This is a genomic window from Nocardioides dilutus, from assembly GCF_054779555.1.
Map to the genome: position 1 here is coordinate 927163 of NZ_BAAGYA010000001.1, position 26155 is coordinate 953317.

Annotated in this window: 24 protein-coding genes; 17 read left to right on the forward strand and 7 right to left on the reverse strand. The window is 71.7% G+C overall.

The features are described from left to right. Positions 1 to 9: 9 nt before the first annotated feature. Complete coding sequence (locus ACYVC6_RS04590) at positions 10 to 414, reverse strand: DUF4446 family protein (RefSeq protein ID WP_460711427.1); 405 nt, start codon at positions 412 to 414, stop codon at positions 10 to 12. A gap of 23 nt (positions 415 to 437) precedes the next feature. Between ACYVC6_RS04590 and ACYVC6_RS04595 the strand changes: the two genes are divergently transcribed. From ACYVC6_RS04595 to ACYVC6_RS04630, 8 genes are read left to right on the forward strand one after another with little or no spacing between them, the layout of a single operon-like run. Continuing rightward, positions 438 to 1289, forward strand: coding sequence for a prephenate dehydratase (locus tag ACYVC6_RS04595; protein ID WP_460711429.1), 852 nt, complete (start codon positions 438 to 440; stop codon positions 1287 to 1289). A 7-nt stretch (positions 1290 to 1296) separates the two neighbouring features. Further along, positions 1297 to 1998: a nickel pincer cofactor biosynthesis protein LarB gene (gene larB / locus ACYVC6_RS04600; protein ID WP_460711431.1), complete on the forward strand. Its 702-nt coding sequence runs from the start codon at positions 1297 to 1299 to the stop codon at positions 1996 to 1998. Continuing rightward, complete coding sequence (larC, locus tag ACYVC6_RS04605) at positions 1995 to 3203, forward strand: nickel pincer cofactor biosynthesis protein LarC (RefSeq protein ID WP_460711433.1); 1209 nt, start codon at positions 1995 to 1997, stop codon at positions 3201 to 3203. Before larB ends, larC begins: the two co-directional genes overlap by 4 nt. Then, positions 3200 to 4012: an ion transporter gene (locus ACYVC6_RS04610; protein WP_460711435.1), complete on the forward strand. Its 813-nt coding sequence runs from the start codon at positions 3200 to 3202 to the stop codon at positions 4010 to 4012. Before larC ends, ACYVC6_RS04610 begins: the two co-directional genes overlap by 4 nt. A gap of 24 nt (positions 4013 to 4036) precedes the next feature. After that, entirely contained in the window at positions 4037 to 4633 is a 597-nt protein-coding gene (locus tag ACYVC6_RS04615; protein ID WP_460711437.1) for a TMEM165/GDT1 family protein, read from the forward strand. Positions 4634 to 4656: 23 nt separating this feature from the next. Further along, entirely contained in the window at positions 4657 to 5886 is a 1230-nt protein-coding gene (locus ACYVC6_RS04620; RefSeq protein WP_460711439.1) for an arginine deiminase, read from the forward strand. A 58-nt stretch (positions 5887 to 5944) separates the two neighbouring features. Beyond that, positions 5945 to 6316 carry a Crp/Fnr family transcriptional regulator gene (locus tag ACYVC6_RS04625; RefSeq protein WP_460711441.1) on the forward strand — a complete coding sequence of 124 codons (372 nt, stop codon included), beginning with the start codon at positions 5945 to 5947 and terminating at the stop codon, positions 6314 to 6316. Position 6317: 1 nt separating this feature from the next. Next, positions 6318 to 7319 (forward strand): adenylate/guanylate cyclase domain-containing protein, encoded by a 1002-nt coding sequence (locus ACYVC6_RS04630; RefSeq protein WP_460711443.1) that lies wholly within the window; start codon positions 6318 to 6320, stop codon positions 7317 to 7319. A gap of 11 nt (positions 7320 to 7330) precedes the next feature. Here the strand turns inward: ACYVC6_RS04630 and ACYVC6_RS04635 are convergent, their stop codons facing one another. The 3 genes from ACYVC6_RS04635 to ACYVC6_RS04645 all read right to left on the reverse strand — a co-directional run bounded on the left by ACYVC6_RS04635 (position 7331) and on the right by ACYVC6_RS04645 (position 10330). Then, on the reverse strand, positions 7331 to 8137 hold the full coding sequence (locus ACYVC6_RS04635; protein ID WP_460711445.1) for an ATP-binding cassette domain-containing protein: 807 nt from the start codon (positions 8135 to 8137) through the stop codon (positions 7331 to 7333). Next, positions 8134 to 9180 carry an ABC transporter permease gene (locus tag ACYVC6_RS04640; protein WP_460711447.1) on the reverse strand — a complete coding sequence of 349 codons (1047 nt, stop codon included), beginning with the start codon at positions 9178 to 9180 and terminating at the stop codon, positions 8134 to 8136. Before ACYVC6_RS04640 ends, ACYVC6_RS04635 begins: the two co-directional genes overlap by 4 nt. 73 nt (positions 9181 to 9253) lie before the next feature. Beyond that, a complete protein-coding gene (locus ACYVC6_RS04645; RefSeq protein WP_460711449.1) occupies positions 9254 to 10330 on the reverse strand; it encodes a substrate-binding domain-containing protein in 1077 nt (358 codons plus the stop codon). Positions 10331 to 10471: 141 nt separating this feature from the next. Between ACYVC6_RS04645 and ACYVC6_RS04650 the strand changes: the two genes are divergently transcribed. After that, a complete protein-coding gene (locus ACYVC6_RS04650) occupies positions 10472 to 11527 on the forward strand; it encodes a LacI family DNA-binding transcriptional regulator (RefSeq protein ID WP_460711451.1) in 1056 nt (351 codons plus the stop codon). On the opposite strand, the gene ACYVC6_RS04655 is transcribed toward ACYVC6_RS04650, so the two are convergent. Next, positions 11505 to 12572 carry a family 43 glycosylhydrolase gene (locus ACYVC6_RS04655; protein ID WP_460711453.1) on the reverse strand — a complete coding sequence of 356 codons (1068 nt, stop codon included), beginning with the start codon at positions 12570 to 12572 and terminating at the stop codon, positions 11505 to 11507. The two genes, ACYVC6_RS04650 and ACYVC6_RS04655, sit on opposite strands and share 23 nt — an antisense overlap. Positions 12573 to 12798: 226 nt before the next feature. Between ACYVC6_RS04655 and pdhA the strand changes: the two genes are divergently transcribed. The 3 genes from pdhA to ACYVC6_RS04670 are packed head-to-tail and all read left to right on the forward strand — an operon-like array spanning position 12799 to position 16375. Next, positions 12799 to 13959: a pyruvate dehydrogenase (acetyl-transferring) E1 component subunit alpha gene (pdhA, locus tag ACYVC6_RS04660; RefSeq protein ID WP_460711455.1), complete on the forward strand. Its 1161-nt coding sequence runs from the start codon at positions 12799 to 12801 to the stop codon at positions 13957 to 13959. After that, the gene (locus ACYVC6_RS04665; RefSeq protein WP_460711457.1) at positions 13959 to 14969 is read left to right on the forward strand and encodes an alpha-ketoacid dehydrogenase subunit beta; all 1011 of its coding nucleotides are present in this window, start codon (positions 13959 to 13961) and stop codon (positions 14967 to 14969) included. Before pdhA ends, ACYVC6_RS04665 begins: the two co-directional genes overlap by 1 nt. Before the next feature lie 11 nt (positions 14970 to 14980). Beyond that, a complete protein-coding gene (locus ACYVC6_RS04670; RefSeq protein WP_460711459.1) occupies positions 14981 to 16375 on the forward strand; it encodes a dihydrolipoamide acetyltransferase family protein in 1395 nt (464 codons plus the stop codon). 9 nt (positions 16376 to 16384) lie between these two features. Here ACYVC6_RS04670 and ACYVC6_RS04675 read toward each other — a convergent pair whose 3' ends face one another. Further along, the gene (locus tag ACYVC6_RS04675; protein WP_460711461.1) at positions 16385 to 17326 is read right to left on the reverse strand and encodes a glycoside hydrolase family 6 protein; all 942 of its coding nucleotides are present in this window, start codon (positions 17324 to 17326) and stop codon (positions 16385 to 16387) included. Between the two features lie 17 nt (positions 17327 to 17343). Next, positions 17344 to 18153, reverse strand: coding sequence for an SDR family oxidoreductase (locus tag ACYVC6_RS04680; protein ID WP_460711463.1), 810 nt, complete (start codon positions 18151 to 18153; stop codon positions 17344 to 17346). Between the two features lie 53 nt (positions 18154 to 18206). Here ACYVC6_RS04680 and ACYVC6_RS04685 point away from each other — a divergent pair, with 53 nt between their 5' ends. The 5 genes from ACYVC6_RS04685 (at position 18207) to ACYVC6_RS04705 (ending at position 26152) form a co-directional block, all read left to right on the forward strand. After that, a complete protein-coding gene (locus ACYVC6_RS04685; RefSeq protein WP_460711465.1) occupies positions 18207 to 19661 on the forward strand; it encodes an alpha/beta hydrolase domain-containing protein in 1455 nt (484 codons plus the stop codon). A gap of 18 nt (positions 19662 to 19679) precedes the next feature. Further along, positions 19680 to 21956 carry a helix-turn-helix transcriptional regulator gene (locus tag ACYVC6_RS04690; RefSeq protein ID WP_460711467.1) on the forward strand — a complete coding sequence of 759 codons (2277 nt, stop codon included), beginning with the start codon at positions 19680 to 19682 and terminating at the stop codon, positions 21954 to 21956. Between the two features lie 104 nt (positions 21957 to 22060). Next, entirely contained in the window at positions 22061 to 23110 is a 1050-nt protein-coding gene (locus tag ACYVC6_RS04695) for a methyltransferase domain-containing protein (protein ID WP_460711469.1), read from the forward strand. Between the two features lie 70 nt (positions 23111 to 23180). After that, complete coding sequence (locus ACYVC6_RS04700; RefSeq protein WP_460711471.1) at positions 23181 to 24074, forward strand: alpha/beta fold hydrolase; 894 nt, start codon at positions 23181 to 23183, stop codon at positions 24072 to 24074. Between the two features lie 71 nt (positions 24075 to 24145). Next, positions 24146 to 26152, forward strand: a complete 2007-nt coding sequence (locus ACYVC6_RS04705; RefSeq protein WP_460711473.1) for an alpha/beta fold hydrolase — start codon at positions 24146 to 24148, stop codon at positions 26150 to 26152. The last annotated feature ends 3 nt before the right edge of the window (positions 26153 to 26155 follow it).

Here is a 26155-nt window from a genome sequence, read left to right on the forward strand (position 1 = left end):
GGCGGTTGATCAGGGCCTGGCCGACGCGACCGCCTGCTCCTCCTCGGGGGAGAGCGGCTGGTCGCAGGTCCAGTCGCTGATGCTCTTGGCGTAGCTCCGCGCCTCGCTGCGGCCGTGGATCGCGGTCAGGACCACGCCGCTGCCGGAGTCGTCCAGCAGCGCGACCGACCACGACAGACGCCCGCCTGCTTGGGGACCGGCGCCGCTGAAGGCGTCGTAGCGCACGATCCCGAGGTGCCGGAACGCCCCCGCGGCCTCGGTGCGCAGGGCGGCGACCTCCTGGCGCAGCCCGACGACGTCCTCGGGCAGGGCGTCCGGGTCGCCGGCGTAGGACGGGAGGCGGCGCCAGGCCGCCGCCGCAACGGCGAGAGCAAGCACCGCGACCACGAGGCTGAGCACCGTCAGGATCTCCACTCCTTCGACACTAAACTGCGGCGGTGACCGCACCGCGACGCATCGCCTACCAGGGCGAGCCGGGCGCCAACAGCCATCAGGTGTGCCTGCAGCACTACCCCGAGGCCGAGGCGCTGGCCTGTGCCTCCTTCGAGGACGTCTTCGCCGCGGTCGAGGGAGGGGACGCGGACCTCGCGATGATCCCGATCGACAACTCGATCGCGGGCCGGGTCGCCGACATCCACCACTTCCTGCCCGACTCGGGGCTGCACATCGTCGCCGAGCACTTCCTCCGCATCCGCTTCCAGCTGCTCGGCATCCCGGGCTCGCGGCTGGAGGACGTCCGGACCGTGCACAGCCACGTGCACGCGCTCGGCCAGTGCCGCAAGATCATCCGCGCGCTCAACCTCACCCCCGTCATCTCCGGCGACACCGCGGGGGCGGCCCGGGAGATCGTCGAGGCCGGCGACCCGACGCAGGCCGCGCTCTCCCCGCCGCTGGCCGCGGAGATCTACGGCCTCGAGGTGCTCGCCGAGGACGTCGAGGACGAGGAGCACAACACGACCCGGTTCGTCGTGCTCAGCCGCGACCTGGTCGAGGCGGCGCCCGGTAACGGCCCGGTGGTCACCTCGTTCATCTTCAACGTCCGCAACCTGCCCGCCGCGCTCTACAAGGCCCTCGGCGGCTTCGCCACCAACGGCGTCAACATGACCAAGCTCGAGAGCTACATGGTCGGCGGCGAGTTCACCGCGACCCAGTTCCTCGCCGAGGTCGACGGCCACCCCTCGGACGTGGGGCTGGCCCGCGCGCTGGAGGAGCTGAGGTTCTTCACCACGGACGTGAAGATCCTGGGCGTCTACCCTGCCGACCCGTTCCGGGCCGAGGCCGACGGGTGACGGACCGGTGAGCGACGACAGGCACGACGACGGGGACAGGGTCCAGGACCTCGGCTTCGCGCGCGTCGACGTCGACCGCGCGCGCCGCACCGGCGACGCCGAGGTCGTCTTCGGCCAGGGCAAGACCCCCGAGCAGATCGTGGCGATCCTGCGCACGCTGCACGCCGAGCACCCCGAGCGCGCGGTGCTCGCCACCCGCCTCGACGACGAGGCTCTCGCCCAGGTGGCGACCTCGCTGCCCGAGGCCGAGCTGCATCCCGTGGCCCGGGCCGTGACCTTGGGGCCGATGCCGACCGCCCGCGGCACGGTCGCCGTGGTGTCGGCGGGGACCTCCGACGCGCCCGTCGCGGCCGAGGCGGCGCTGACCGTGCGGGTGCACGGCGCCGGAGTGGACGTGATCGAGGACGTCGGCGTCGCGGGCATCCACCGGCTGCTGGCCGTTCGCGACCGCCTGGAGGAGGCGGACTGCCTGGTGGTCGTCGCGGGCATGGAGGGCGCCCTGCCCTCCGTCGTCGGCGGCCTGGTCGGCGTCCCGCTCGTCGCGGTGCCGACGAGCGTGGGCTACGGCGCGTCGTTCGGCGGGATCTCGGCGCTGCTCACGATGCTCAACTCCTGCGCACCCGGCGTCACCGTGGTCAACATCGACAACGGCTACGGCGCGGGGGTCTTCGCGGCCCGGGTCGCCCGGCAGACGGCGCCCGGCTCGTGACTGTCGTCTGGGTCGACGCGTCCTGCGGCGCGAGCGGCGACATGCTCCTGGGCGCCCTGCTGGGCGCCGGGGTCCCGCTCCACGTGCTGCAGGAGGCGGTCGACGCGGTCTGCCCCGAACCGGCCACCCTGCGCGTCGAGACCGTGGCCCGCGGAGGGTTCGCGGCGACCCGGTGCCACGTCGAGGTGGCCGACTCTGTACACCAGCGCACCTGGCGCGACATCCGCTCACTGCTGCTGGAGGCGCCGCCCAGCGCAGGTTTCAGCGAGCCGGTGCGTGATCTCGCGTTGCGGGTCTTCGAGCGGCTGGCGGTCGCCGAGGCCACCGTGCACGGTGGCCCGCCGCTGGACGTCCACTTCCACGAGGTCGGCGCCCTCGACGCGATCGCCGACGTGGTCGGCGCCTGCGCCGGCGTGGTCCACCTCGGCGCGGACCGGGTCGTGGTCAGCCCGGTCGCGGTCGGTTCGGGCACCGTGACCGGTGCCCACGGCGTACTGCCCGTGCCGCCGCCCGCGGTCGCCCAGCTGCTGCGCGGCGTGCCGTCGTACGCCGGCCCGGACGGCGCCCCCGCAATGGAGCTGTGCACCCCGACCGGGGCGGCGCTGCTCACGGCCTTCGCCACTGGCTGGGGGCCGCAGCCGCCGATGGTCACCGCCGAGATCGGAGTGGGCGCGGGTGGCCGTGACCCGGCCGGCCACGCCAACGTCCTGCGGCTCCTCGTCGGAGACCCGGTCCGGTCCGAGGAGGGCGTCGACGACCTGCTGGTGCTCGAGACCAACGTCGACGACCTCGACCCACGGCTGTGGCCCGAGGTCATCAGCGCGGTCCTCGCCGCCGGGGCCCTGGACGCGTGGCTGACCCCGATCGTGATGAAGAAGGGGCGGCCGGCCCACACGTTCCGGGCACTGGTTGACCCGGATACCGCAGCCGAGGTGCGTCGGGTGATCTTCCGGGAGACCTCGACCATCGGCATCCGGACCAGCAGGGTCGAGCGGCACGCGCTGCCCCGTGAGACGACGACCGTGCTCGTCGGCGGTCTGGAGGTGTCGGTGAAGGTGGCCCGGCTCGACGGGGCGGTCGTCAACGCCCAGCCGGAGTACGACGACGTGGTGCGGGTGGCGGCCGCGCTCGACCAGCCGGTCGTCGAGACGCTGGCCGCGGCGACCGCTGCCTGCCGCAGCCTGCTCGCGCCGGGGCACCGATGAGGGAGAGGGTGCGCCGGCTGGTCGAGTCCAGCCCTTTTCAGTGGACGATCATCGCGGTCATCCTGGTCAACGCCGTGGTGCTCGGCCTCGAGGTCACGCCCGGCTGGATGGAGCGCTACGAGCCCGAGACCAACGTCGTCGGCTGGGCCACCGTCGGGATCTTCGTCGTCGAGATCAGCCTGCGCCTCTACGCCTACGGCGCGCGGTTCTTCCGCGGTGGCTGGAACCTGTTCGACTTCTTCGTGGTCGCGATCGCCCTGGTCCCCGGCGCCGGCTCCTACTCGGTGCTCCGGGTGCTGCGCGTGCTACGGGTGCTGCGACTGCTCTCCACCGTCCGGTCGATGCGGCGGGTCGTGGCCGCCATGGTCGCCACCGTCCCGGGGATGGCCTCGATCGCGGCGCTGCTGGCGATGCTCATCTACATCGCCGCCGTGGTCGCCACCCAGCTGTTCAGCGACGTGGACGACGAGCACTTCGGCAGCCTCGCGGCGTCCCTGCGCTCGATGTTCCAGGTCACCACCGGTGACGACTGGGCCAACGTGACCGCGCCGACCACGGCCGCGCATCCGTGGGCCTACGTCTTCTTCGTGGTCTACATCGTGCTCGCGACCTACATCGTCCTCAACCTGTTCATCGCGGTCGCCGTCGAGGCTCTCGAGAAGGAGGCCGACGAGGACCGCGAGGAGCTCCGTCAGGAGGTGGACGAGGTCGAGCAGGCGGTCGACGAGTCGACCGAGGCGATCCTGGCTGCGCTCGGAGACCTCAAGGCCCAGGTGTCGGCGCTCGAGGCGCGGTTGCCCCCACGATGAGCTGCCGGCCATGAGCTGTGAGCAATGAGCCTGGACCTGGCGGCGCTCTTCCTCACCTTCGGCGCGATCTTCGTCGTCGAGCTGCCCGACAAGACCTTCCTGGCGACCCTGGTCCTCTCGACCAGGTACCGGCCGATCCTGGTCTGGCTGGGTGTCGGGGCGGCGTTCGCGGTGCAGACGACGGTGGCGGTGCTGCTGGGGCACGCGGCGTCGTTCCTGCCGGACGACGTCGTCCGGGTGGTCGCCATGCTGCTGTTCCTGGCCGGTGCCGTCATCCTGCTGCGCGAGGGTCGCAGCCATCACCGGGACTCGGGCGACGAGTTCGTCGCGAAAGCGAAGGACGTCAGCGGCTTCCGGGCCGTGCTGGCGTCGTTCCTGGTGCTGTTCGCCGCCGAGTGGGGAGATCTCTCCCAGCTGCTGACCATCTCGCTGGTCGCCAGGTACGAGGCGCCGGTCAGTGTCTTCGTCGGCGCGCTCGGTGCCCTGCTCGTGGTGAGCGGTATCGCGGTGCTGGCCGGGCGGACACTCCTGCGGTTTGTCGCCCTGCACGTGCTGCACTACGTGGGCGCAGCCGTCTGCCTGCTGCTGGCGGTCCTCACCTTCACCGACCTGGTCCGCTGACCGCACCCCCTAGAGTGCCGCCCATGGAGGCGAGGGCCCCGCACGGGGCGGACAGCGAGGTCGGCCGGCTGCGCACGGTGATGCTGCATCGGCCGGGCAACGAGCTGAAGCGACTGACCCCGCGCAACAACGACAAGCTGCTCTTCGACGGCATCCCCTGGGTCTCGCGGGCCCAGGACGAGCACGACGCGTTCGCCGCGGAGCTCCGCAGCCGCGACGTGGAGGTCCTCTACCTCACCGACCTGCTCACCGAGACCCTCGAGCAGGAGGACGCCCGACGGCACGCCATCGCGGAGGCGCTCGGCGACCTGGACCTCGGTGACACGATGCGCGGCTACCTCGAGGGCCTGCTCGGCGACGCCTCGCCCGCCGAGCTGACCGGCTACCTCACCGCGGGCATCCGCAACGACGAGGTGCGCGGTGGCTTCGGGCTGGTCACCTCGATGCTCGCCTACGACGACTTCCTGATCGATCCGCTGCCCAACCTGCTGTTCACCCGGGACTCCTCGGTGTGGGTGCGCGACCGGGTGGCGATCACGTCGCTGGCGATGCCCGCCCGCAAGCGGGAGACCGAGCTGACCGAGCTCATCTACACCCGGCACCCGAGGTTCGCCGGCACACCGACGATGCACGGCGCCCACCTCGAGCACGTCGAGGGCGGCGACGTGCTCCTGATGGCGCCGGGAGTGATCGCGGTCGGTGTCGGTGAACGGACGACCCCGGCGGGCGTCGAGCGGCTGGCCCGGCAGTGCTTCCAGGCCAGGCTCGCCCACACCGTGCTCGCCGTGCCGATCGCGCAGGAGCGCGCGACCATGCACCTCGACACGATCTGCACGCTGGTCGACACCGACAAGATGGTCGTCTACCCCAACGTCGCCGACTCGCTCGTCGCGTTCACGGTCACCCCGACGGGCCAGGTGGAGGATGACGGCGACCTGGTGCTCGAGGTCGCGAAGCCGGAGCCGTTCCTCGTGGCGGCGGCCCGGGCGATGGGCATCGGCCGGATGCACCAGATCGACACCGGCCTGGACCCGGTGACGGCCGAGCGGGAGCAGTGGGACGACGGCAACAACACGCTGGCGCTGGCGCCGCGGGTCGCCGTGGCCTACGAGCGCAACGACGAGACCAACGCCCGGCTCGAGGACGCCGGGATCGAGGTGGTCCGGATCGCCGGGTCCGAGCTCGGCTCGGGTCGGGGCGGCCCACGCTGCATGTCGTGCCCGATCTCGCGTGACCCGCTCCCGGCGGCGTGACCAAGCACTAGGGTTCCCCGTTGGGGAGTCGCAGGTCCTCGACGAAAGGCTGAACCCCATGGCAGAGACGTTCTTCTCGATGTTCACCCCCGAGGAGATCGCGCGGATCAGCGCGTCGGGAACCCACGTCACGCTGCCCGAGGGGTGGGCGCCGATCTCGGAGCGCACCGGCGCAGACAAGGCCTACGTCATCCTCAAGGGCACCGTCTCCGTCCGTGCCCACGGCAAGGAGGTGGCCCAGCTCGGCGCCGGCGAGATCATCGGCGAGGCCGCGATCCTCAACCACTCGCTGCGCACGGCCACGGTCGTCGCGTTGACGCCGCTGGAGCTGATCCACTTCACCAAGGAGCAGCTCGACCAGCTCAACGTCGACATGCCGTCGTTCCACGAGGCCCTGGAGCGGACCGCGGCCGAGCGGTTCTCAGGCTGAGTTGACCGACCAGGAGCCGACGACCGACCCCCAGGTCGACCTGTCCGCTGCGCTCGACACGATCGAGGAGCTGATCCTCGGCGAGGTGCCCCACCTGACCCGGGCTCAGGTCGCGGAGCGGGCCGGCGTGCCGCTCGAGATCGCGCGCGAGCTCTGGCGGCTGCTCGGTTTCGCCGAGCACGGCGACGACGACATCGCGTTCACCGAGGCGGACGTCCAGGCACTGGGCTACACCCACGACCTGATGCAGCTGGGGGTCCTCAGCCCCGAGCGGCAGGCGGCGCTGGTGCGCACCTGGGGCCGCAGCTTCGCCCGGCTGGCCGAGTGGCAGACGCGGCTGCTGACCGAGGTGGCCCTGGAGGGCGACGACCCGGTCGAGCAGGTCGCCTCGCTGACCGGGGAGGTGCTGCCGCGGCTGGAGACGCTGCAGAGCTATGTGTGGCGCCAGCATCTCGCGAAGGCGTCCCGCCGGATGCTGACCACCGACTCCCTCGGCTCGGACGTCTCGCAGCTCGCCGTGGCCTTCGTCGACATCGTGGGGTTCACCTCGCGGAGCAAGGAGCTCAGCGATGTCGAGCTGGTCGCGTGGATCGAGTTCTTCGAGGCCGAGTGCTCCGCGTGCGTGCACGACCACGGTGGCCGGGTCATCAAGAACATCGGTGACGAGGTCCTTTTCGTCGCCGAGGACCTAGAGGCCACCGCCGACGCCGCCCTGACGCTGACCACCCGGGGCACTGACGAGGACGACGAGTTCCCGGCGGTGCGTGCGGGGCTGGCCTACGGCGACGTCGTGGCCCGGCTCGGCGACGTCCTCGGCCCCACCGTCAACATCGCGGCCCGGCTGACCTCGATCGCCCGGCCCGGGACGGTCCTCGTCGACGACGGCGCCCACCAGCGGCTCGCGGCCGGCGAAGAGTCATCCTTCGCGTTCCGCAGGCTGCGGCGTACCTCCGTCAAGGGCTACGAGCGGCTGCAGCCCTGGGCGCTGCGCCGCGCCGACTGACCGGGTCAGCGCTAGGTCGTCGCGCGGCCCGGGGTCTCCTCCAGGGTCGTGGCACCGGTCATGATCGCCACGACCTCGTTCATCGTGTGCGAGCTGGGGGTCACCACGCCGGCACACCGCCCGAGCCGCTGGATGTGGATGCGGTCGGCGACCTCGAAGACGTTGGGCATGTTGTGGCTGATCAGGATCACCGGGAGCCCGCTCTCACGCACGCGCTCGATCATCCGCAGCACCTGGTTGGTCTCGCGCACGCCCAGTGCGGCCGTGGGCTCGTCGAGCACGATGAGCTTGCGCGCGAATGCCGCGGCCCGGGCCACGGCGACGGCCTGCCGCTGGCCGCCCGACAACGTCTCGACCGCCTGTCCCATGTTCTGCAGGGTCCCGATCCCGAGGTCGCTCATCGCCTTGGCGGCCTCCTCGCGCATCCCCTTGTGGTCGAGGACGCGCAGCACCGAGCCGAGCGGTCCCTTGCGACGGCGCTCGCGACCCAGGAACAGGTTGCTCGCGATGTCCAGCGCCGGGGCCACGGCCAGGGTCTGGTAGACGGTCTCGATGCCCGCGTGCTGGGCGTCCTGGGGGCGCTTGAACGAGACCGGGTCGCCGTCGAGCGAGATCTCCCCGGCGTCGGGCGCCATGGCTCCGGTGAGGCACTTGATCAGCGTGGACTTCCCGGCGCCGTTGTCGCCGATGATCGCGAGCACCTCGCCGGGGTAGAGGTCGACGTCGACGCCGTCCAGGCCGACGACCCGCCCGAAGGTCTTGACCAGGTGCCGGGCCGAGAGCACCGGGCTCGTCACCTGGGTCGCCGTGGCGTTCATGCGCGCACCTTCCTGATCCACTGGTCGACCGAGACCGCGGTGATGACGAGGATGCCGATGGCGAGGACGCGGTACTGGTCGTCCACGCCCGCAAGCGACAGGCCGCTGCGGAAGAAGTAGACGATGAGGGCGCCCAGCGCGGTGCCGATGAGGACGCCCCGCCCTCCGAAGAGGCTCGTCCCACCGATGACCACGGCGGTGATCGTCTCGAGGTTGCCGTCGGTGATGGCGTTGGGGCTGGCGGCGTCCGCCCTGCCGATCTGGATCCAGGCGGTCAGTCCGTAGATCAGCCCGGCGACGGCGTAGACGCTGACGAGGACCCGGTTGACGGGGATGCCGGCCAGCCGCGCCGCCTCCGCGTCGTCGCCGACCGCGTAGACGTGACGGCCCCACATGGTCTGGGCCAGGACGAACCCGACCACGACGTAGAGGGCGGCCGCCATCACCACGCCGTAGGTGATCACGAAGTCACCGATCCGGATCACGTTGCCGGTCCAGGACATGATGTCGGGCATGTCCGAGGCCCGGATCGACTGCCCCTTGGTGTAGAGGATCCCCAGCGCCGTGAACACCGACAGTGTCCCCAGCGTCACGATGAACGGTGGCAGCTTGAGCCGGGTCACCAGCAACCCGTTGAGCAGGCCCGCGAGCAGGCCCACCCCGAGGGCGATCAGGATCGCGAGCGGCCCCGGGACGCCGTTCTCGACGCTGACCTTGGCGCCGACGAGCATTGAGAGGATCGCGATCGCGCCCACGGAGAGGTCGATGCCCGCGGTGAGGATGATCAGGGTCTGACCGACCGCCAGGGCGGCGATGACCGCCGCCTGCTGGAGGACGAGAGACAGCGAGCCGGCGCTGGCGAAGCGCGGGTTGAGCTGGGAGAACACCAGCCACGCGACGATCAGGACCAGCAGCGGGCTGATCGCCGGATAGGAGTGCAGGAGGTGCTGGACCCGTTGCAGTGGTGACCGGCGGCGGGCCGCGAAGGCTTCCGCGGCGGTGCTGGGCTCCTCCGGGGCGGAGGTGGCCGGGGTGGCAGGCATGTCGACTCCTCGAGGTCGGTGTGGTGTTCCCGGCGGGGCGGCGGAAAGGCCCGCCCCGCCGGGAAGGTCGGGGTCAGCCCCAGCAGAGCTCAGAACCCTGCGCCGTGTCGATGGACTCGACACCCTCTGCGGCCTGGTCGGTCACCAGGGCGACGCCGGTGTTGTAGAAGTCGAGGCCCTCGCTGTTCTCCGGGGGCTCGCCGCCGGCGGCGATATCGGCGATCGCCTTCACCCCGAGCTCGGCCATCTTCAGGGGGTACTGCTGCGACGTCGCGCCGATGACGCCCTCCTTGACCGACTCGACGCCGGCGCAGCCGCCGTCGACCGAGACGATGAGGACACCCTCGGTCGAACCCGCCTGCTCGAGTGCGGCATAGGCACCCGCGGCCGCGGGCTCGTTGATCGTGTAGACGACGTTGATGTCGGGGTTCTGCTGGAGGCAGTTCTCCATTGCTGTGCGGCCGCCGTCCTCCGCGCCGTCGGTGGGCTCGTTGCAGACGATCTCGTAGTCGCCGCCGTCGTAGGACCCGGTCGCGGCCTCGTCCCCGTTGACCTCTGGGTCAGCGGTGTCGATGCCCATCCCGGTCAGGAAGCCCTGGTCCCGGTCGTAGTCGACGGAGACGACCTTGTCGTTGAAGAGGTCCAGCAGGGCGATGGTGGCCTTCTCCCCACCGAGCTGGGCCTTGGTCCACTGACCGATCAGCTCACCGGCCAGGAAGTTGTCGGTCGCGAACGTGATGTCCACGGTGTCCGGCGGGTCGGGCGGCGTGTCGAGGGCGATCACATAGAGGCCGGCGTCGCGGGCCTTCTCGATGGCGGAGTTGACGTCGGGACCGCTCGGCGTGATCAGGATGCCGTCGTCCCCGCGGGCGATGGCGTCCTCGATCGCCGCGATCTGGGCGTCGGTGTCACCGTCCTCCTTGCCGGCGGCGGTGGTGATCGAGACTCCGGCCTCCTTGCCCGCCTTCTCGGCGCCTTCGGCCATGGCGACGAAGAACGGGTTGCTGTCGGTCTTGGTGATGAGCGTGACCGCGACCGAGTCGTCGCCGCCTTCGCCCCCGGAGTCGTCGCCGCAGGCGACCAGGCCGAAGGTGGCCATCAGGCCGACGGCCGTGAGGGTGACCGGCCGCCGCCAGGTGTGTTGAGCCATGCTGAGCCCCTTACTCGTGAGAGTCCTCGTGTCCATCCGCTGTCCCTGTGACAACGTTGTCATCGACCACCATGTAACACCGATCACACCGAGTCAAGACTTCTGGTTCCACTAAGTCCGAACTTGTGACAACGTTGTCGCATGGCGACGGATCACGGGGCGGACCGCTCGGCGGGGCTCCCCACGATGCAGCACGTCGCCGCGTTGGCCGAGGTGTCGCTCAAGACCGTGTCCCGGGTGGTCAACGGCGAAGGCGGTGTCTCGCCCCAGCTCGTGGAGCGGGTCCAGGACGCCGTGGCCCGACTTGGCTACCGGCACAACCTCGGAGCGAGCAACCTCCGGCGCGGCCGGCGCACGGCCTCGATCGGCGTGCTGGTCCAGGATCTCTCGAACGACTTCTGCGGTGAGCTGCTGCGCGCGGTCGAGGCGCGCGCCCGGCAACAGGGCGTCGTGGTCATCTCGGCATCCCTCGATGACGAGCCCGAGCGGGAGCGCGAGCTCGTCGCCGGGCTGGTCAGCCGCCGGTGCGACGGCCTCATCCTGATGCCGGCCGGTGGCGACCAGTCCTATCTCGTCTCCGAGCTCCGGGCGGGCCTGCGTGTGGTGGTGGTGGACCGTTCGCCGACCAATGTCGCCGTGGACTCGGTGACCGTGGACAACAGGGCAGGCGCCGCGGAGGCCTGTCGACACCTGCGGGAGCACGGACACGTCAGGGTGGCGGCACTCGTGGACGACCTCTCCATCGAGACTGCCCGGGAGCGGCTGGCCGGCTACCGCGAGGCGATGGGCGCGGACCGCGACACCGAGCTCGAGGCGCCCGGGCTGCGAACCCAGCTCGACGCGCAGAGGGTGGTCACCTCGATGCTGGCCAGCGCCGACCCGCCCACCGCCCTTTTCTGCGGCCGCAACGAGATCACCATCGGCGCTGTCCGGGCACTGCAGTCGTCGGGCCTGGAGCGCCAGGTCGCCGTCGTCGGCTTCGACGACTTCGCGACCGCCGATCTGCTTCGTCCGGGACTCACGGCGGTCCGCCAGGACGCCGCGCATGAAGGGGAGCTGGCCTTCGACATCCTGATGGACCGGCTCGACGGCGGGACGGAGCCGATCCGAAGGGAGCTGCTCCGACCCGAGCTCGTGTGCCGTGGGTCCGGCGAGATCCCGGGCCCCGACTCGCTCACCTCGGCGCGAAGTACTTGAGGATCCTCGGCCGGTCACGCGCGTTCCAGACGACCCGGGCCGCGAACATCGCGCGCCGGGGTTTCAGCGCGGCGTCGTACTCGAGGTGGAACCGCCGGGGGCAACGGGTGTCCGGACCGAGAGCCCTGCACATCCACCCGTGGAAGAACAGCAGCGTGCGCCCTCCGGGCTGGACGACATCGGCGCCCCCGGGCCCGCAGACACCGGTCCGGCCCTGCTGGAGCAGTGCGTGCCGCTTGGAGGCGGAGAAGTCCCACAGGTCCTCGGAACGCCGCCACGTCGTGCGGTAGCGACAGCGTCCGTAGTCGCCCTCCGAGGTGAACAGCACCACGTGGTTGCCGCGCCGTACCAGGGCGGGGTTCTCGACCGTGCGGTTGGAGCGGAGGATCTCGCGGCTGCGCACCCGTTTGCCCCCCTCGTCCCGCGGCGGCCGGGTGCCTTGGCCGGCGAGCTGGATGAGCCGGATGGTCGAGGGCAGGCCCTGGGTCTTGTAGGCGAGGTAGAGCAGGTCGTCGTCGACGAAGACCGACGGGTCGATGACCCCGGTGATCGGCAGCCCCTGGTCGAACCTCGGGACGTGGTCCCAGCCCTTCGGTGCATCCGCGCGCCGCGGGCAGACCAGGGGGCGTCCGCCGACCGGGACGAAAGAGCCGAGGGCCGCGTCGGCCTTCGCCACGCCGATGCACCGGCCCTCGGCACCGAGCCCCGACACCGGCGCGGCGTAGTAGAGCAACCACCGGTCGCCCACCTTGTGCAGGTCCGACGCCCAGAGGGCGGGGCCGGTGGCCCACGCCGGCAGAGCGGCCAGGGCAGGGGTGGCGCGTGACCAGGGTCCGCTCGGGGACGGGGCGGACGAACGGCGGGCGTGGCCGCCGGTCGCGGTGGCCACGAAGCCGCGCGGTGACTGCACCACGGAGGGATCGCCGAAATGCGCGTCCAGCACCGGTCGGGGCGGGCCCTCGGGGGTGACCCGGGCCTGTGCGGGCCAGGCGCCGAGCAGGGACGACAAGAGGACCACCGAGACCAACGCTCCCCGAAAGGTCATGGAGAGATCCGACCACACCGACGCCGGATTCGCGGGGCGCCGGTCCCACCGATACATTGGCGCGGACGGATGTGGTCCGCCTCACAGCCCGCACCACCCCCGCGGAGACGTGGTCGGACCACCCAGCTGACCCGAACACTGACGGAGCCCGGCCCGCGGAGATCCCGCACCGCCGTGACTGCGAAGGAGCCCGAACCATGAGCGCCCGAACCATGAGCACAGTCCGATGAACCCTTTCGGTCCTGACCTGGCCGAGGTGTTCGGTCCCTCGCAGAGCGACGGCGGTCCCGAGCTCGTCCAGCTCCTGACCCCCGAGGGTGAGCGCGTCCACCACTCGCCGGGAGCGGGTGGACAGTTCGACATGGACTTCAGCGCGGAGCAGCTGCGCGGGTTCTACCGCGACATGGTGCTCGTGCGCCGCCTCGACACCGAGGCCACCGCACTGCAGCGCCACGGCGAGCTGGGCATCTGGGCCCAGCTCCTCGGCCAGGAGGCCGCCCAGGTCGGCGCCGGCCGGGCGCTTCGGCCGCAGGACTTCGTCTTTCCGACCTATCGCGAGCACGGCGTTGCCTGGTGCCGCGGCCTCGACCCGCTCAAGCTGCTCGGCCTCTTCCGCGGTGTCGACCACGGCAACTGGGACCCGGCGGACTACAACTTCGGCCTCTACACGATCGTCATCGGCGCCCAGTGCCTGCACGCCACCGGCTACGCGATGGGGATGCAGCGCGACGGCGTCGTCGGCACCGGCGACCCCGAGCGCGACGCCGCGGTGGTCGCTCACTTCGGGGACGGCGCCTCCAGCCAGGGCGACGTCAACGAGGCGTTCATCTTCGCCGCGTCCTACAACGCCCCGGTCGTGTTCTTCTGCCAGAACAACCAGTGGGCGATCTCCGAGCCCATCGAGCGGCAGAGCCGGATCCCGCTCTACCAGCGCGCCCTCGGGTTCGGCTTTCCCGGCGTGCGTGTCGACGGCAACGACGTGCTCGCGACGTACGCCGTCACCCAGGCCGCGCTGCAGCGGGCCCGCGACGGGCAGGGCCCGACGCTCGTGGAGGCCTACACCTACCGGATGGGCGCCCACACCACCACCGATGACCCGACCCGCTACCGGCTCTCGGGCGACGTGGAGAGCTGGAAGCTCAAGGACCCGATCGCCCGCGTCGAGGCATACGTGAAGCGCAACGGCCTTGCGGACGCCGCGTTCTTCGCCGACGTCGCGGCCGAGGCGGACCAGCTCGGGGCCACGCTCCGCGAGGGGTGCAAGGCGCTGCCCGACCCGGAGCCGCTGAGCATGTTCGACCACGTCTACTCCGAGATGACCGACGAGCTCGCCGCCCAGCGCGACGGTTTTGCGGCCTACCTGGACAGCTTCGAGGGGGCGCGCTGATGACCGACCCGACAGGTACCCAGAAGCCAGGTACCCAGAAGATCACCCTCGCCAAGGGCCTCAACATGGGCCTGCGCAAGGCGATGGAGGCCGACGACAAGGTCCTCATCATGGGCGAGGACGTCGGCAAGCTCGGCGGCGTCTTCCGCATCACCGACGGACTGCAGAAGGACTTCGGCGAGGACCGCGTCATCGACAGCCCGCTCGCGGAGTCCGGGATCGTCGGCACCGCAGTCGGCATGGCCATGCGTGGCTACCGCCCTGTGGTGGAGATCCAGTTCGACGGGTTCGTCTACCCCGCCTACGACCAGATCGTCTGCCAGGTCGCCAAGATCCAGTTCCGGAGCAAGGGCCGGATCCCGATGCCGATGGTCATCCGGATCCCGTTCGGTGGCGGCATCGGCGCGGTCGAGCACCACAGCGAGTCTCCTGAGGCGCAGTTCGCGCACACCCCCGGCCTCAAGGTGGTGGCCTGCTCCAACCCGGTCGACGGCTACTGGATGATCCAGCAGGCCATTGCCTGCGACGACCCGGTCATCTTCCTGGAGCCGAAGCGGCAGTACCACGCCGACAAGGCCGACCTCGACGAGTCGATGACCCCCGACCCGCTGTTCACCTCGCGCGTGGTGCGCCAGGGCAGCGACGTCACCGTGCTCGCCTACGGCCCCACCGTGAAGACCGCGCTCAAGGCGGCCGAGGCCGCGTCGGGAGAGGGCCGCTCGCTGGAGGTCATCGACCTGCGCACGCTGTCGCCGCTCGACATGGCGCCGGTGCTCGACTCCGTGCGCCGCACCGGGCGGGCCGTGGTCGTGCACGAGGCCCACGTCAACCTGGGCATGGGCGCCGAGCTCGCGTCGCGGATCACCGAGCAGTGCTTCTACTCGCTCGAGGCGCCGGTGCTGCGGGTCGGTGGCTTCGACACGCCCTACCCGGCGTCGCGGATCGAAGAGGACTTCCTGCCCGACCTCGACCGGCTGCTCGATGCCGTCGACCGCTCGCTCGGCTACTAAGGGGTTCTGAGATGGCCGAATACCTGCTTCCCGATGTCGGCGAGGGCCTGACCGAGGCCGAGATCGTGTCCTGGAAGGTCAAGGTCGGCGACGTCATCGCCGTCAACGACATCGTCGTCGAGATCGAGACCGCCAAGTCCCTGGTCGAGCTGCCTTCGCCCTACGCCGGGACGGTGACCGCGATCCTGGTCGAGGAGGGCACGACCGTGGCGGTCGGCACGCCGATCATCGCGGTCGGCGACCCGTCGGAGGCCGACGCTGCCCCGACCCCGAGCACGCCCGCCGCGGACGTCGCAAAGGACATGGAGATCGACCTGTCCAACCCGGCCGCCTCCGGGAGCGGCGAGGGCGAGAGCCTCGTGGGCCGGATGAAGGCCGACCGCGGTCCGACCCGACGCCCGCGCAAGGTCGCCAGCGGCACGCTGGCCACCCACATCCAGGCCCAGGCGTCCTTCGAGACCGGGTTGGCCTCCCCGCTGGTGGAGGCGGCCGAGCCGGAGGAGTCCGTGCCGGCGAGGTCCGCTCGGGACCTCGAGCCCGCCGAGGCGCGGGTCCTGGCCAAGCCGCCGGTCCGCAAGCTCGCCAAGGACCTCGGCATCGACTTGTCGACCGTCACCGGCACCGGACCCGATGGGTCGGTCACGCGAGCGGACCTCGAGGGCGCCGGCTCCGGCCAGCCGCACCCCAAGCACGCCGCCCCGGTCGGGGACCGGGAGACCCGCGAGCCGATCAAGGGCGTCCGGAAGATGATGGCCGGGGCGATGACGCAGAGCGCTTTCACCGCTCCGCACGTCACCGAGTGGGTCACCATCGACGCCACCCGGACCATGGAGTTCGTCGACCGCCTCAAGGCACGGCGCGAGTTCCGCGACGTCAAGGTCTCGCCGCTGCTGGTGCTGGCCCGGGCCTGCATCCTGGCGATGCGGCGTACGCCGGAGATCAACTCGTTCTGGGACGACGCCGCCGACGAGGTCGTGCTGAAGCACTACGTCAACCTCGGGATCGCGGCCGCCACTCCGCGCGGTCTGGTGGTCCCCAACGTCAAGGACGCGCAGGACATGTCGCTGCTCGAGCTGGCGGCCGCCTTCAACGACCTGACCGCCGTGGCGCGCGAGGGGAAGACGCAGCCGGCGGAGATGAGCGGGGGGACGTTCACGATCACCAACGTCGGCGTCTTCGGCGTCGACGCGGGCACCCCGATCATCAACCCGGGGGAGAGCGCCATCCTCTGCTTCGGGGCGATCAAGAAGCAGCCGTGGGTCGTCGACGACCAGATCGTGGTGCGTCAGGTCACCACGCTCGCGTTGTCCTTCGACCACCGGCACATCGACGGCGAGAAGGGCTCGCGCTTCCTGGCCGACGTGGCCGGGATCCTCGAGGACCCCGCCTCGGCGCTGCTCTTCTAGGAGACAGTCCTAGAGCAGCCCCATCAGCCGCAGCGCGTACTCCGGCCACCAGGCGCCGGCGTATGGTCCGCCGTTGCAGGTGCCGTCGGACTCGCCGGGTGCCTTGACCCACAGGTAGGCGTCGAGCTTCCTCCCGGCGACGACCTCGGGCGGCCGACCGAGCCGCGCGTCCAGCGGGTTGCACCAGTTGTTGCCGTCGGTCTGGCCGCCGCCGTTGCGCGAGGTGTCCATGACGTAGTGCTTCTTCCCCACCCCCCGCTTGCGGAGCGCCTTGAGGATGCGCGAGGCGTAGCGGCGCTCGAGGTCGCTGCGCACGAAGCTGGCCACGTTGACGCTGAAGCCGCGGGCGTGCCGCACCCCCGAGCGGATCAGTCGCTTGGCCATCGTGTGGGGCTTGATCCAGCTCGAGTGGCCCGCGTCGATGTAGACCCAGACGTCGGCCTGCTTGAGCTTCTTGGTCGCGTACTTGAGCAGGCCGGTCCGGTTGCCCTGCCCGCCGCAGTAGCCGAGGTGCCCGAGGGCGTCGGGCTCGAGGATCGCCATGGCGTGCTGCCCGCGCAGTCCCGCGGCCACCCGGCTGACCCACGTCTTGTAGTCGCGGTGGCTGAGGCCGCCGCCCGAGTAGCCGCCGCAGTCGCGGGCCGGGATGGCGTAGATCGCGACGACGGGCGTCTTGTTCGCGCGGTTGGCCCGGCGCGCGTAGGCCCGGACCTGCTTCTTGACCGTGCGCAGCGGGAACCAGTTCTCGCTCACCCACTGCGCGATCGGCTCGCGCCCGATCGGTGTGAACCGGTGGTCGCGTTGGGCGGCGACGTAGGCCTGCGACTGCTTGCTCACGTAGGGCTTGCGCTCGAGCCGCGGGTCGCCCCCGCGGTCCGAGGCGCCGGCTTGGACAGGGGCGAGCACCAGCAGGACCGGAACGAGCAAGGCGGCGAGGAGTCGTCGAAGCACCCATCGACGGTAGGGGGTCAGAGCTCGACGGGCGCGGTTTCCCATCCATCGGGCGAGACGGGGTGCAGGATCGCGTCGGTCCCGCCGTCGACGTAGAGCACCGAGCCGACGATCAGCGACGCCTCGTCCGAGAGCAGGAACGCGATGGCCGCTGCCACCTCCTCGGGGGTGCCGTCGCGACCGATGGCGCTCGGGTAGGCCTCGGAGAGCGGGCCGAACACCGGGTCGGCCATGAGCTGGTCGACCATGGGGGTGGCGATCTTGCCGGGGGCGACCGAGTTCATCCGGATGCCGGCACCGATCCACTCCGGCTTCACGCCCTCGCGGCGCGCCCACCAGGCCAGTGCCGCCTTGCTGGCGGGGTAGACCATCACCGCCTCGGTCCTGGCGGCGGCCTCGCGGACGGCGGACTCGTCGCCGCGCAGGCACAGCCCGGCGACGGCGGAGTCCCAGCCGGGCTGGCCGGTGATCGAGTTCGAGGCGAGGAAGACGACGCCCGCCCCCCGGGCCGCCGCCAGCTGGGGCCGCAGCCCCTCCACGAGGGCCACGGCGCCGAAGAAGTTGACCGACATGAGCAGCGCGGGGTCCACCCCGGTGAATCCGCCGATCCCGGCCGCCGGGACCAGCCCGTGCACGGGCTGGTCGGGGCCGATGAGCGCCTGTACGCCGGCGACCGCCTCGTCGCGACCGGTCGCGGTGGACAGGTCGGCGACGACGTCGGCGTCGTGCAGGTCGACGGTGATGACGCGCTGCCCGTCGGCGCGGAGGCGGGCGGCGGTGGCGGCACCGATGCCGGAGGCACCGCCGCTGACGACACAGGTCTTCACAGCGAGGACTGTAACGAGTTCTAGTTCTGCCGGTGCGGCCCTACGTTGGGACCGTGCCTCGCCGCCTGCTCTCGCCTCGGCCGCCCTTGCCGCTGACCGTGGTACTGGTGTTGGTGCTGGTCGGCTCGTGCTCGACCGGGACTCCTGAGCAGGACGAGGGGAGTGGGTCGCGGGTCAGCCCGCTGACCGGCGGCAACGGCATCTTCCTGGCCAGCTCCAGTGACCTCCCCGCACTACCGGACGGGTGGGTCGAGGAGGAGCTGGCCCTCTCCGGCTCCGCGACGACGTACACGAGCGAGGCGGACCTGCCCGCCGACGGCCGGTTCGACCTCCGGACCGCCTTCGAGGAGCCGTATGCCACCCGGGTGGTCGTGCGCCGTCCTCCGGAGCGGGACTTCAACGGGACGGTGGTCGTGGAGTGGCTCAACGTGAGCGGCGGCTTCGACGCGCATCCCGACTACACCTACCTGGCCGACGAGATCCTCCGCGGCGGCTACGCGTGGATCGGGGTGTCGGCCCAGTACGTGGGCATCGAGGGAGGGCCGGTCGCCGTCTCCACGCCGGTCAGCGCGGCCGCCGGAGCCGGCAAGGGGCTACGCGCGATGGACCCGGAGCGCTACGGCCACCTCCACCATCCCGGCGACGCCTTCTCCTACGACATCTACACCCAGGCCGCCGCGGCCGCCCGGTCCGGCGAGCTCGTCGGGGGTCTGGAGCCCGACCGGGTGCTGGCCGTCGGCCAGTCGCAGTCCGGGTTCGCCCTCACGACGTACGCCAACGGCGTGCAACCCCTGACCGGGGCGTTCGACGGGTTCCTGATCCACAGCCGGGGCGGAGCGACCGCGCCGCTGGGCGTCTTCGACGCCGGCATCGACATCGCGGCCACGCTGGCCGGGCCGCCCACCGTGGTGCGCGATGACCTCGAGGTCCCGGTGCTCACGCTGGAGAGCGAGTCCGACGTCGTGGGGGTCCTGGACTACCTGCCCGCGCGCCAGCCCGACAGTGACCGGTTCCGGCTGTGGGAGGTCGCCGGCACCGCGCACGCGGACCGGTTCCAGGTCGGCCCGCTCGCCGATGCCCTCGGCTGCCCGGCGCCGGTCAACGACGGCCCGCAGCACCTGGTCGCCAAGGCGGCCCTGCGGGCCCTCGACGTGTGGGTCCGGGACGGCGTCGAGCCTCCGAGCGCCGACCGGCTGGCCACCTCCGGGAGTGCCTACGAGCGCGACCGCGACGGCATTGTCGAGGGCGGCATCCGCACGCCGCTGGTCGACGTGCCGGTCGACGTGCTGTCCGGTGACCCGGCACCGGACGGTCCTTTGCACTGCCTGCTCTTCGGGACGACGACCCCGCTCCCGGACGCTCGCCTCGCCGAGCTCTACGCCGACCGGGCGGCGTACGTGTCTGCTTTCGAGGGGTCGGCCGACGCCGCCATCGCCGCGGGGTTCGTGCTCCCGGAGGATCGCGAGTCGCTGCTCGACTACGCCGAGCCCGAGCGCCTCGCCGGCTAGGGCGCCTACGATCGACGCGTGCCCAGCGGGACGCCGCCACCCGCACCGGCGACCTCGCTCATCGGGAGGGATGCCGAGGTCGAGCGTGTCCGCGACCTGCTGGCGCGCCCCGGGCTGGTGACGCTGACGGGGCCACCCGGGGTGGGCAAGAGCCGCCTGGCGCTGGCCGTGTGCGCCGAGGGCGCGCCCAGCCCGGCCGTCTGGGTCGACCTGGCTCCGTTCCAGGACCCGGTCCAGGCCCGCGCCGAGGTCACCAGGACCATCGGTGCCGCAGCGCGGTCAGGCCGCGAGCTGCTGGTCGTGCTCGACAACTGCGAGCACCTGCTCGACCTCGACCCGGAGCGCGACCTCGCCGCCGTCGTGGGCGACCTGGTGTCGAGCAACCCTGGGCTGAGGGTGCTCGCCACGAGCCGGGAACGGCTCCGGCTGTCCGCGGAGCGGGAGTACCCGGTCCCACCCCTGTCCTTGCCCTCGGACGCGGACGTGGACGACCTCGAATCCCTGCGTCGCAACCCCGCCGTCGCGATGCTGCTCGACCGGTCGCCCGCAGGCGTGCGACTGACCCCCGGAACGGCTCGAGCGCTCGCCGACGTCTGCCTGAGGCTGGACGGTCTGCCCCTCGCGCTCGAGCTGGCGGCGGCGCGGCTGCGCGTCTTCACGCCCAGCGAGCTGGCGTTCCGCCTCGAGCGCAGGATGGCGCTGCTGACCTCGAGCCCGCGGGACACGCCCGTACGCCACCGCGACCTCCGCACGGCGATCGCGTGGAGCCACGACCTGCTGCCGGAGCACGAGCGCGCCGTGTTCCGGCGACTGTCCGTCTTCCCGGGTGAGTGGACGCTGGAGTCGGCCGATGCCGTCTGTGGCGAGCCCGACCTGCTCGGCATGGTCGAGTCGCTGCTGGACAAGAACCTGGTGCGCCGGTCCGGGGCGGACCTCGGCGGCGAGGCTCGCTTCACGATGCTCATGAGCCTGCGCGAGTACGCCGGCGAGCGACTGGACGAGGAGGGTGACGGGCCGGAGGTGAGGGACCGCCACGCCGCGTGGTTCGCCGGCCGGGCCCGCGAGTGGGAGGCCACCCTCGGCACCCAGTCGGAGACCGCGACCTGGCCGCCCTTGGGGGCCTCGGGAGCCGACCTGCGCGCGGCGCTCGAGCACAGCCTGGTCACGGAGGCCGACCTCGACGTGGTCGTGTGGCTCGCGGTCGCCCTGTGCTGGCGCAGCTATCACCGAGGCGTCCTCGTCGACGCACCCGTGCCGCTCGCCGCGCTGACGCGTCTCGTCGACCGCCCGGAGCTGGGCGGTGAAACGCGGGTGGCGGGACGGCTGGCCGCGGGCGTCGTCGCCTACGGTCTCGGCGAGCACGGGGCCGCGGAACGCGACCTCGCCCGCGTGGCGCGCGACGCCGGGCCCGACGACCGCCGCGGCGTGCTGGCGTGCGCCTTCCTCGGACACGTGGCCCGGGAACGTGGTGACCTGGCGGGAGCCGCGATGAGGTACACGGCTGCCAGGGCGGCGTACGAGCAGTGGGGAAACATCAGGGGCCAGGCCTGGGCCGGCCATGACCTGGCACTGCTGGCCCTGGAGCGGGACGCGACCGAGGAGGCGGAGTCGCTGCTGCGCGAGTCCCTCCGGCTGTTCCAGTCGCTCGACTACGAGTGGGCCATCGCGGTCTGCTCGTCACTGTTGGCCTGCGTGCTCGTCCGCACCGGGGAGTCGCACGACGTCGACGAGGCCGCGGGGCTCCTGCGCCGGGCCCTGACGCTGCACGACCGGGTCGGCGACCGGCGCGGCATCGCCCAGAGCCTGGAAGTGCTGGCGGAGGTGGCGCTGGCGCGAGGTGCCGCGGCCACCGCCGCGCGCCTCGCCGGCGCGGCGGCGTTGCGACGCGACCTGGTCGACGCGGCGCCCACCGAGGTCGAGAGCCGCCGGCTGGCCAGGCTCGACGCCCGGCTGCAGCGCCACCTGGGGCGCGTCGCCGCAGACCACGAGCGGCACGCCGGCAGGACCATGCCGGCGGACGCGGTGCTCGAGCTCGCGGGCCGGGTGACCACCGTCGCCCCGCCGGAGGCGTCCAGCGCCGTGGAGCTCACGTCCCGGCAGCTCGAGGTGGCTGCCCTGGTCGCCGCAGGCCGGACTAACCGGCAGATCGGCAAGGAGCTCGGGATCAGCGAGAAGACCATCGAGATCCACGTGCACAACATCATGTCGCGCCTCGAGGTGCCGAGCCGCGCCGCCGTCGCGGCCTGGGCGGCAGCACGCGGGCTGCAACCCTCGACGTACCCCTCGACCCCATAGGGGATTCCCCCTATGTGTCCGGCCGGCCGTCGCTCGTAGACACCGGACAGGCCGCAACGGTGCGGCCCGGACACCGGCCCCAGTGGGCCAAGGAGGGACACGACATGGACGAGGACAAGCTGAACGAGATGCTCGGCCGCTTCGTCGGTGACCTCGGCGCGACGATCACCGCAGGTGGCGTCGTCATCGGACATCGGCTCGGGCTGTACCGAGCGCTGGTGGACGGGCCGGGGACCGCCGACGACGTGGCGCGACGGACCGGCTGCGACCCGCGGTACGTCGCGGAGTGGCTGCGCGGGCAGGCCGCGGGCGGCTACGTCACCTACGACGCGGAGCACGACACCTGGTCGATGACCGAGGAGCAGGCCTTCGTGCTGGCGAACCCCGAGGGGGCGGTCTACGCCCCGGGCGCATACGTGCTGGCGCTCGGTTCGCTCCAGGCGATCGACCAGATCGAGGAGGCCTACCGGACCGGGGCGGGCATGGGGTGGCACGAGCACGACGACGAGGTGTTCGTCGGCTGCGAGCAGTTCTTCCGCCCCGGCTACCTGGCCAACCTGGTGCCGAGCTGGATCCCGGCGCTCGACGGCGTCGAGGCCAAGCTCGAGGCCGGGGCGAAGGTCGCCGACGTCGGCTGCGGACTGGGTGCGTCGACCATCCTGCTCGCCGAGAGGTTCCCGACGGCGCAGCTCATGGGCTGCGACTACCACGAGGAGTCCATCGAGCTGGCCCGCAAGCGGGCCGCGGAAGCCGGCGTGTCCGACCGGATCTCGTTCGAGACCGCACGCGCGCAGGACTTCGCGGGCACGGGGTACGACCTGGTCGCGACGTTCGACTGCCTGCACGACATGGGCGACCCCGTCGGCGCCGCCCGCCACATCCGGCAGTCGCTGGCCGACGACGGCACCTGGCTGATCGTCGAGCCGATCGCCGGCGACACCGTCGCTGACAACCTCAACCCGGTGGGCCGGGTCTACTACGGCTTCTCGACGTTCCTCTGCGTGCCCAACGCCCTCTCCCAGAGCGGCGGCTACTCGCTCGGCGCGCAGGCGGGTGAGAAGGCGATCGGCGAGGTGGTCGCGCAGGCCGGCTTCACGCGGTTCCGCCGGGCCGCCGAGACGCCGTTCAACCTGGTCTTCGAGGCACGGCCCTGAGCAGCAGCCGAGGCGGCAGTCGATGCTGACGGGGATGCGCACAGCGGGCGCGCGCGGGACAGTAGATCTCGTGCGCGCCCGCGAGCCCGACCGGAGTGGCTTCGCGGTGCGCGCCGGCGTGCGCCTCTACTACGAGGTGCACGGCGACGGGCCGCAGACAGTGCTCCTGCTCCCGCCCTGGGCGATCGTGCACTCGCGCTGCTGGAAGCTCCAGATCCCCTACCTGGCGCGGCACGCCCAGGTCGTGGTCTACGACCCGCGCGGCAACGGCCGGTCGGACCGGCCGGCCGGACCGGCGGCGTACGACGACGCGGAGCTGGTCGCGGACGCGGTCGCCGTGCTGGACGCGGTGGAGGTAGACGATGCCGTGGTCGTGAGTCTGTCGATGGGTGGTCGCGTGCTGCTCGGTCTCGCCGCCGACCATCCCGAAAGGGTGCGGGGCGCGGTCTTCGTGGCCCCGGCCGTGGTGGTCCGCGACGAGGTCAATCCCGTCGAGGCTGCCTTCGAGGAGCCTCTTCGAGACGGCGACCCGGACCGGTGGGACGGGTGGTGGCGCTGGAACGCCGACTACTGGCATCGCGACCTCCACGGGTTCGCCGACTTCTTCTTCGCCGAGGTCTTCCCCGAGGCGCACTCGACGCGGCAGGTCGAGGAGACGGTGGAGTGGGCACTGGAGACCGACGCGGACACGCTGGTCGCCACCCAGTCACGGGCTCGGCGGGTCCTCGGCCCTGCTGAGGCGCTGTCGGCTGCCGCACGGGTGCGCTGCCCGACCCTCGTCCTGCAGGGCGACGACGACCGGATCACTCCGCTGGCCGACGTGCGGCGGTTCGCCGAGGCGCTGGGCGCTCCGCTCGAGGTCCTCGCGGGCGGCGGGCATTGCATCCAGGCCAGGCACCCGGTCTGGGTCAACCTGCGCGTACGCCGGTTCCTGGAGGAGGTGAGCGGTCGTGCGGGCGCGTGAACCCGACCGGGTCGGGGACCTCGACCGCGACGGTGTGCCGGTCCACTACGAACTAATTCGGGCCCGGGGAAGTGGCCGGGTCCGGGCCGGCCACCGTGATGCTGCTCGGCGCCTTCCCCGTCGTCGACCGGCGCCAGTGGAAGGCCCAGGTCCCCTACCTGGCGCGGCACTTCCGGGTGGTCACGATCGACCCACGCGGCAACGGCCGGTCGGGCCGGCCGACCTCGCCGGCCCAGCAGTCGGATGCGCTCAACGTGGGGGACGTCGTCGCGGTGATGGACGACCTGGGCGTCGACGCGGCCTTCCTGGTCGCCCTCTGCGGCGGCGCCCGTTGGGCGATGAACCTGGCCCATCTCGCCCCGGAACGGGTGCTCGGCATCGTCGCCATCGCGCCATCAGTGCCGCTGGCTGAGCCGGACCACGACGTCATCGAGCACGTGACGCACCCGAACTGGGACGGCGACTACGAGGGGTGGGTGAGATACCACTCCCGGCTCATGTACGCCGAGCCCCACTCGACCAAGCTCGACGACGACCTGGTGGAGTGGGCGCTGCAGACCGACGCCGCCACGCTGGCGGTGCGGATGCAGGCGGACCTCGAGCTCGTCGACGAGGCCGAGGCGCGCGCGGCCCTGGCGACGCTGACCTGCCCGGTCCTCGTGATCCACGGCACCGAGGACAACTGTCAGCCGGTCGAACGGGGCCGGGCGGTGGCCCAGGTCACCGGCGGTCGCCTGGTCGAGATCGAGGGCGCCGGGCACATCCCGCACGGACGTCATCCGGTGCTCGTCAACACCCTGGTCAAGGAGTTCGTCGACATGCACACCACGACCGCACCGGCGACACCCTGGCTGTTCGCGCGGGAGCGCAAGCGCCGGGCGCTCTGGGTCTGCTCGCCGATCGGGCTGGGCCACGTCCTCCGCGACCTGGCCGTCGCCAGGGCGCTGCGTGCCCAGGTGCCTGACCTGGAGATCGAGTGGCTCGCGCAGCCGCCGGTCTCCGACGTCGTGGCCGCGCACGGCGAGATCGTGCACCCGGCCAGTGCCGAGCTGGCCTCGGAGTCGGCGCACTGGGAGAGCGAGTCGACGCACCACGACCTGCACGCGTTCTACGCCTTCCGGCGGATGGACGAGATCCTCTGCGCCAACTACATGCTCTTCGACGACGTGGTCCGCGAGACGCCCTACGACCTCTGGGTCGGCGACGAGTCCTGGGAGGTCGACCACTTCCTCCACGAGAACCCCGAGCGCAAGATCGCGCCGTACGCGTTCCTCACCGACGTCGTGGGCTTCCTGCCCGTGGCTCCTGAGGACGACCCGCGCGAGGCCGAGCTGTGCGCCGACTACAACGCCGAGATGGTCGAGCACCGCGAGCGGTTCCCGTACGTCCGCGACCGGTCGGTGTTCATCGGCGGCTTCGCTGAGCTGCCCGACGCCTCCCTCGGTCCCGGCCTGCCGACCGTGCGCGAGTTCACCGAACGCCGGTTCACCAGCGTGCCGTACGTCGTGCCGTTCGACCCCGCCGCCTATCGCCGCCCGGCGCGTCTGCGACGCGAGCTCGGCTACGGAACCGGCTACCCGCTCTACCTGGCGGCCGTGGGTGGCACCGCGGTGGGCCGCGACCTGCTCGAGCTGACCGCCGAGGCGTTCGAGCTGGTCCGCAAGGAGGAGCCGGACGCGCGGATGGTGATGGTCACCGGGCCTCGGCTCGACCCCGGGCTGCTGCCGGACGTGGAGGGGATGGAGAAGCGCGGGTACGTCGACTCGTTGTTCGCCCATCTCGCCTGCGCCGACCTCTCGGTGGTCCAGGGCGGGTTGTCGACGACGATGGAGCTCACCGCCGCCCGGCGGCCGTTCGTCTACTTCCCGCTCGCGCACCACTGGGAGCAGCAGCACTTCGTGACGCACCGTCTCGACCACTACGGCGCCGGGGTGCGGATGGACTACGCCTCGACCACACCACCCGAGCTGGCGACCGCGATGATCAGCGCCCGGAGGTCGCGCCCGTCGTCCCGTCCCGTCCGGCGCGGTGGCGCGGAGCGGGCCGCGGCGCTGCTCGCGAGCGTGCTGACCGGCTGAGCC

Excerpts from the sequence above, each read along its gene's own strand:
- pdhA (WP_460711455.1), top strand. The coding sequence starts at position 12,799 with ATGAACCCTTTCGGTCCTGACCTGGCCGAGGTGTTCGGTCCCTCGCAG.
- ACYVC6_RS04650 (WP_460711451.1), top strand. The coding sequence starts at position 10,472 with ATGGCGACGGATCACGGGGCGGACCGCTCGGCGGGGCTCCCCACGATG.
- ACYVC6_RS04625 (WP_460711441.1), top strand. The coding sequence starts at position 5,945 with ATGGCAGAGACGTTCTTCTCGATGTTCACCCCCGAGGAGATCGCGCGG.
- ACYVC6_RS04655 (WP_460711453.1), bottom strand. The coding sequence starts at position 12,572 with ATGACCTTTCGGGGAGCGTTGGTCTCGGTGGTCCTCTTGTCGTCCCTG.
- ACYVC6_RS04640 (WP_460711447.1), bottom strand. The coding sequence starts at position 9,180 with ATGCCTGCCACCCCGGCCACCTCCGCCCCGGAGGAGCCCAGCACCGCC.
- ACYVC6_RS04695 (WP_460711469.1), top strand. The coding sequence starts at position 22,061 with ATGGACGAGGACAAGCTGAACGAGATGCTCGGCCGCTTCGTCGGTGAC.
- ACYVC6_RS04610 (WP_460711435.1), top strand. The coding sequence starts at position 3,200 with ATGAGGGAGAGGGTGCGCCGGCTGGTCGAGTCCAGCCCTTTTCAGTGG.
- ACYVC6_RS04645 (WP_460711449.1), bottom strand. The coding sequence starts at position 10,330 with ATGGCTCAACACACCTGGCGGCGGCCGGTCACCCTCACGGCCGTCGGC.
- ACYVC6_RS04615 (WP_460711437.1), top strand. The coding sequence starts at position 4,037 with ATGAGCCTGGACCTGGCGGCGCTCTTCCTCACCTTCGGCGCGATCTTC.
- ACYVC6_RS04635 (WP_460711445.1), bottom strand. The coding sequence starts at position 8,137 with ATGAACGCCACGGCGACCCAGGTGACGAGCCCGGTGCTCTCGGCCCGG.
- ACYVC6_RS04620 (WP_460711439.1), top strand. The coding sequence starts at position 4,657 with ATGGAGGCGAGGGCCCCGCACGGGGCGGACAGCGAGGTCGGCCGGCTG.
- ACYVC6_RS04665 (WP_460711457.1), top strand. The coding sequence starts at position 13,959 with ATGACCGACCCGACAGGTACCCAGAAGCCAGGTACCCAGAAGATCACC.
- ACYVC6_RS04670 (WP_460711459.1), top strand. The coding sequence starts at position 14,981 with ATGGCCGAATACCTGCTTCCCGATGTCGGCGAGGGCCTGACCGAGGCC.